Origin of the sequence: Acetobacter sp. AN02 (assembly GCF_029759835.1) — a bacterium.
GTDB lineage: Bacteria > Pseudomonadota > Alphaproteobacteria > Acetobacterales > Acetobacteraceae > Acetobacter.
Window position 1 is genome coordinate 1 of record NZ_JAJJND010000111.1, and the last position, 6,278, is coordinate 6,278.

The window sequence follows — 6,278 nt, forward strand, 5'->3', positions numbered from 1 at the left end:
GATCAGCATCCTGTGAATCACATTTTTAGCCCAATGGGTACCCCGTGAGTCTGATCAAGAAACGGTTGGTATAAGTCACCGTCGACGCATCCGCTGGTCACTCAGCCTTCCAGCATGGCAGGGCCTTGAGGCAGACAAGTCCACTCTGCGGCCTGACCGAAGGGTTCCTCGTCGCCAGGCGGTGGAGAGACGACATTGCCTGACAGCACCAGCAGCCGGGTCAGCGGCTCCCACTCAAGAAGTGTTTCAAGCAGAGCAGTTGCGCAGTTCAAACGCAGAAAAGGGCTGTCCTGCGTCAGTTCTGTCATCAGGTCTGTCCGCAGTTCGAGGACGGATTCCTGCAACCCGCACGGCCGCAACCAGGACGCCCGCTGTCGTGCGAGCCGGTACAGGCAGAGATCATACGGTGGCCGATCCTGCGGTCCGCCCATCACACGGCGCAGGAACGACATGTGAAATCCCGCCAGAATAAAGGGTCGCGGGGCATCCACCGGCATCACGGCCCGGAACAGGGGGTCGCTGATGGTCAGGGCAGGCTGACCATGCTCATCGAGGCTTTCCTCCAGATGACCCGAGGAACGCCGGGGGGCGCTGAGCCAGAGGAGGCTGCGCCCTTCGACAAAGCCGTCCCTTTGCAGCAGCGTGACGGGAGCGCCCGCATAGGGCGCTCCTTTCTGATCCGGCGTGATATCGAGCAGTTTCAGGCGCGTGATGGGCCAACGCGGCAGCCGGATCGGACCAGGGGTCATGATCTGCCTCCCAAGCGCAGCTGCGCTACCAGGGCAAGGAAACGCTTCTGTAACTGCGCTGGCTCAAGCAGATCGTTGAGATACCAGATCTCGGGCGTAAGGCGCTGCTGCCGGTACACCTCCAGCCGCCGGTCAAACTGGGCCAGCAGATGCGCTTCCCAGTCATTGCGTGTCACGCGGTCTGCACCGCAGGCGCCCACGATCTCGATATGGATCACACGGGAGCCGTAACGGATGGCGAAATCGGAATAGAACCGCTGCTGCTGCAACGGGTCGAGGGCGATTTCCAGATCCAGCGCAACATCCCGCGGAACAATGGGTTTGATCGCCTCATAGGCAATCCGCTCCGGGACGGAATTCAGCCGGGTTCCATCAGACGCAACAGAGCCCTGGCTGGGCAGACCGGGCCAGCGCTGCTCGACCCTGCGCAGGAGACCGGCCCAGACGCCGGGTCCTTCATCACCAAGGCGCATGAGATGCCGCCCCGCCGGTTGAAGGTAGCGGAACAGGCTTGAGGGCGGTTGCGCCTTCAGTCTGACGCTGATGTCGCGATACAGATCGAGATCATCATCCGTGGGCTCGAAGAAAGAGCGCGCGTGACGGGACACGGTCGCCGCAGCGACCGGGGTTTTTGTAAGAAGCATGAAGCCTCCAGATTTTTGTGGGGAGAAAATGAGAGGCCGGAGTTGTCCGGCCTGTCGGTGTCAGGTGTTACGGGCGATACTTGAGGCCGCTCCCAGGCACCTGTCCGGTCCAGAGGGTTTCGATCAGTCGGGCCGCGGCATGAATGCGGACGAGATCGGAAGCCGGATGAACGCCTGACCGGTCTTCCGCTGCAAACCGGTCCAGAAGGGCTTCGGTCGTGTTCCCGGTTTCCACCAGCTCTGGCGCAAGCTGATGCATCAGATCGGCAAGGGTCATGACCTGCGCTGTTTTCGTTGAGCAGGGCCCGAGCCAGGTCATCTCTCGTTCCCCGATAAGCAGAACGATATCTGGAAGCAGGCCAGGAGAGAGAAAAGCGCCATCTTCAGTGTGCTCCGCTGCACCGGCTGGGGACGGCATGGGCTGCTGCAGGATCTGGTCCCGCAGAGCCTGTCTGTGTGCCGGATCCTGATCGGCCTCCTGACAGGGAAACCACAGGCCCAACCGTTCAGCCACGGCAAAGGGTTCGGCCCGGGACAGAACAAGATCGTACAGACAGACGGCAGTCCCGGTCGGCCGGAGCGGAGCGTCGGGGCGATCGCGGGAGGAGACAAGACCCATCAGGCGGACAGCCAGGTCCGTGCACAGGAAGGACGTCATGTCCGGTCTCCTGCGTTCTCCGTCAGCGCTCTGTTCAGTGAGCGGACTGTCTGCGCCAGAACGATCAGCGTGCCCTCAAGCCGCGTGTCGCTGGTGAAGGCTCCGGGCTGTGCGATCACATCGCGCAGGGTGGGAAGAACGACGCCCGCAAGCACGGCGTGGGCGTCGAAAAGCGTGTCGAGTTCGGTGACTAATCTGGTCATTGCGAAAGGCTCCAGAAAGAGAAGAGAGCCCCAGAGAGAAAACCCTCGCTCTGGTCGCACGGCGACCATTCCAGCTCACGCCCCGCGTGAGCCCTCTGGGGTGAGGACCAGCCCGGTCCTCCCTTGCGAAGCCAAAAAAAACGACAGAACCGCTCTGATCATTTTCCGTCATGAGAGAGAGGAAGAGAGGTTGAGTTCTGCACCGCCGCCCCAAGGGCGGCGCGACCCCGGAACGGGGGCGCGTGCAGGTCCGGATGACGCGTCACAGCGTGATGCGGACGCCCACGGCAGCGCACGAAAATGAAACGGTTTTAAGGCACTGTTTTGAAAGGGTTTTTGCTGCTTTGCAGCAAAAACCCAGTATCGTGCCATCTTAGGCGATCTGGCAGCCCGATTTTATGGCGCAGTGCCATGCTTTTGAGCTGCTCATGGAATGGCGACATAGCGCATTGATGACGCGTCACTGAGATTGTGCGGACCGGTACGACGCAATCCGTGACGCGTCATTGGGCTTCTGACGGGCCGTTCAGGCGTCTGGATCCCCGATGTCAGAGTCTTTCCAGGTGAAGAGCGGGGCGCTGTCAGGATTGGGACGCGAAGGCACCGGAGCTGCCTCCGTGGATTGCCCGGCACAGAAGCGTTCCCAGGCAAACATCATCTCGGAACGCCTGTTGAAGAGATCCCCGCGGCGATAGGCGGCCTCGACCTTGTCACCGATGGCATGGGCCAAAGCCATTTCGGCGACCTCCCTCGGGAAGTCGGTTTCCTCGGCCGCCCAATCCCGGAAGCTGGAACGCAAACCATGGATCGTCACATCCTTCGTGCCTGCGGCCTGATGGAGGGCCTTCGAGACTGCGACATCGCTCAGCGGTGATCCGACCCGGCCACCGGGAAACACGAAACTGTCCTCACCGGAACTGGATCTCAGAGTCTGGACTTTATACAGCAAAGCCATCGCCCCGCCCGTCAGGGGCACACGATGCTCCCGCCCGGCCTTCATCCGCTCGGCCGGGATGGTCCAGATCTTTTTCTTCAGATCGATCTCCGACCACAGGGCCTTGCGGACCTCGCCAGACCGGGTGGCGGTCAGGCAGACGAACCGTGCGGCCAGAGCTCCCACACCATGCTCGGCGCTGAGCCGGCTGTAGACCGGCGGGAGGTCGCGATAGGGCAAGGCGGCATGGTGCACCACCTTCGTGACTGCTGTGGGTTTGGGAAGAATGTTGGCCAGGTGCCCCCGCCAGCGGGCCGGGTTCTCCCCCTCGCGCCAGTGATGGCTCTGCGCGTAGTCCAAAATACGCTCTATCCGTCCACGCAGCCGTGTTGCGGTTTCGGTCGTGCTCTCCCAGATCGGTCGCAGGACGGCGAGCACGTCCTCTGTCTGGACGCTGCCAATCGGTTTCTGACCGAGGACGGGATAGACGTGCCGCTCCAGAGAGCTGCGCCACATGGGCGCCGAGCGCGGATCTTTCCAGCCCGGCGCCTGTTCGGTGATGTACTGCTCGGCAACCTGCGCGAAGGTACGCTCCTGAACGTCAGGTCCCTTCTGCCGGGCTTTTTCTTCCAGCGGGTCGAGCCCTTCCAGAAGCAGGCACCGGTTCTCGGCCGCCTTGAGCCGGGCATCGGCCAGAGAAATATCCCGGGCGGGACCGAGTCCCATCTCCCGTCTTTTGCCGGTCTTTGGGCTTTTATAGCGAAAGGTCCAGGCCCGGGTGTCGCCCCGGACGGTAATCCATAGATTTCCGCCATCGCCGTGAACCCCGTCTTTGAGGGAGGCGACCTTGCGGGCATTCATCTGGTTCGGCGGAAGCTTGCTCATGGCTTTTCAGTCCCATCTTCCGTCCCACCTTACGGGATGGGTTTCAATGCGTCTATCTGCTTCTTCAGGAGGGCATAAATTTCTGTAAAGCCACGAAAAACAAGGGTTATTGCGCTGATCTGCTTTTCCGTGACGCCCCAGATCGGCGGACACCCTCTCCGCCAATAACCAATCCTAAGACTATGATGTATATACGTTTTTGTCAATCCGAATCGCGGAAACCCTCGTTTTCTGCATGAAAAATTATGATTGTCAACAATGTTTTCGCCAACACCAATCCAACACCAAAAACCAACACCAAAAACCAACACCAGCCTGTTTGGTGTTAGACGATTCTTAGATTTTTAGAGATTCCAAGTTTTTAAAAATGTCAGAAAGTCAACAATAAAACCATACATAACAAAAGGTTTATATATACACAGATGGCCTTCGGCCTCACTACGTGGCTCCCGCTCTGCGCTCGCTCTGTGTTGCAATCGTATTGCGCTGGGACATCTGCCTTGCTCAGGAAGCGAGAAGTTTGGTTTTGCATCGCATCAACACAAACAGCCTCTGGCATGAGGGACGAACCCCCCCTGCTTGCCCCCAGACCCTTGGGGGCTTCGCTCTAGGCTACAAATACTACTATTTTATATAGTTATATTTGATATTATGGCTGGTAGTTGTTTTTTGATACCTGATTTTCCTCTATACCCCAATTAGCTCGATAAGATTCAAGCCACTCCTTCGCAATCCTATCGCAATCACGTATCAAATCATCAAATGTATAAACCACTTTAATAAATGGGCACGGATTGATTCCGTGCATCTCAAGAGATTCAAAAACAGCACCGAGATAAGTTTCAAGCTGTTCATTCTTCCTTTGTAAATCACGAAAAGGCTTATCGTTATCATACGATTTATTCATATACTCTTTTAAAGACTCTTTAAGATTGTCTCGCTCTTCTATTATCTTCTTAATCTTCTCTTTTTGTTGCTTGTCATTCTTCTCCCATTTCTTAATCGTTTCTTTTGCTTTTTTTGCTGTTTGCGATATTCCTTCTCTCTTTCCTTCTTCTCGAAGATTTAAAGCTTTCATACTCGCACCCAACACAACGCGAGTTATCAAATCAGAACTCGCAAAATCAGACGCACCATCTCGCAAACCTTCTTTTCGTGCATCTTCATGAATTTGCGTCTTCTGCTCTTCCGCTTCTCGCAAAATTTCATTCGCTAAAGCCTGAACCTGCTCTGCTTTTTTCTCAGCATCGCCAATAATTTGCTTCGCTTCATGTTTTGCAGATTCTTCAACTTGCTTCGCTTGGCTTGTTATCTCTTGCGATTGCTCAAGTGCAACGCGAACAGTCTGCTGACTCTGTTGTTCAGCTTGCCACTCTGCTCTCGATAACCTGCGACGACCTGGGCCAATTCGAGCCAACCCACAAGGCTGGCCAACCTCTCTATAGTAATCGTTTTGCCATTCACGCATCGCGGAACGATAAGCTTTATCGCCTTCACGGTTTGCCTCGATGCTTTTATCCCCTGCCATGCTTTCAGCCTTGGCCTGTTCTCCAGGGTGGTAATCACGAGCCAACATCTGCGGACCTGATGGCAATATATAAGCATGTAGATGCGGATGACCTTCATCCGTATGCTCGATAACTGTCTTTAAATCATCGCCATACTTTGCTCGAAGCCACTGAATCGAACGCTCTCGCCACTCTTCAACCGAAGCGACAGCTTGCGGAGTGCCATCATCAAAATGCGTTGGAACAGCGTCATCACCTGGATGCGATAGCACCACAGTCATCAACGTCCTCTGGTCCTGCCTTATCTTTCTCGATTGTCCTTTGCTGTTCGTCATCGTGGCCCTGTTAGCCATCTCATCATGAAGAGCCTCAAGCTCGTCCAACGTTATCCCATAGACTAACGAGGGAGCTTCCGGGTTCTCTACATGCTCACAAGAACCAGCTTCTCGCTTTGCTTCAGCAATAATATATCGGACGTTAACGCCTCTTTTGTTGGGCTTTCTTGAATAGCTTTCTATATGTGCAAACTGGAATGACATGGCAGATTTCCTCTCTGCTCGTTCATTCTATCAGATACCTACCCTGGAAGACTTAGTGACCGACTAATACTTGCAAGCAAGTAGGGCCTGTTAGATCTTGAAATACTTCCCATATTGTATGGATGGAAGAAGGAGACGGAACAGGCACTTTTACGGAC

At 55.9% G+C, this 6,278-nt stretch carries 6 protein-coding genes; all 6 read right to left on the reverse strand.

Translation table 11 applies throughout. From position 1 onward, the window contains the following. Positions 1-101: 101 nt before the first annotated feature. On the reverse strand, positions 102-749 hold the full coding sequence (locus LOC54_RS10815; protein ID WP_279313823.1) for a hypothetical protein: 648 nt from the start codon (positions 747-749) through the stop codon (positions 102-104). Next, positions 746-1,393 carry a hypothetical protein gene (locus tag LOC54_RS10820; protein WP_279313824.1) on the reverse strand — a complete coding sequence of 216 codons (648 nt, stop codon included), beginning with the start codon at positions 1,391-1,393 and terminating at the stop codon, positions 746-748. The genes LOC54_RS10815 and LOC54_RS10820 overlap by 4 nt, the downstream gene beginning before the upstream one ends. A 67-nt stretch (positions 1,394-1,460) precedes the next feature. Next, positions 1,461-2,051: a hypothetical protein gene (locus tag LOC54_RS10825; protein ID WP_279313825.1), complete on the reverse strand. Its 591-nt coding sequence runs from the start codon at positions 2,049-2,051 to the stop codon at positions 1,461-1,463. Continuing rightward, positions 2,048-2,254, reverse strand: coding sequence for a hypothetical protein (locus tag LOC54_RS10830; protein ID WP_041240822.1), 207 nt, complete (start codon positions 2,252-2,254; stop codon positions 2,048-2,050). The genes LOC54_RS10825 and LOC54_RS10830 overlap by 4 nt, the downstream gene beginning before the upstream one ends. Before the next feature lie 526 nt (positions 2,255-2,780). Further along, entirely contained in the window at positions 2,781-4,073 is a 1,293-nt protein-coding gene (locus LOC54_RS10835) for a phage integrase central domain-containing protein (RefSeq protein WP_279313826.1), read from the reverse strand. A 649-nt stretch (positions 4,074-4,722) separates the two neighbouring features. Continuing rightward, positions 4,723-6,120 (reverse strand): hypothetical protein, encoded by a 1,398-nt coding sequence (locus LOC54_RS10840; RefSeq protein ID WP_279313827.1) that lies wholly within the window; start codon positions 6,118-6,120, stop codon positions 4,723-4,725. Positions 6,121-6,278 lie beyond the last annotated feature (158 nt).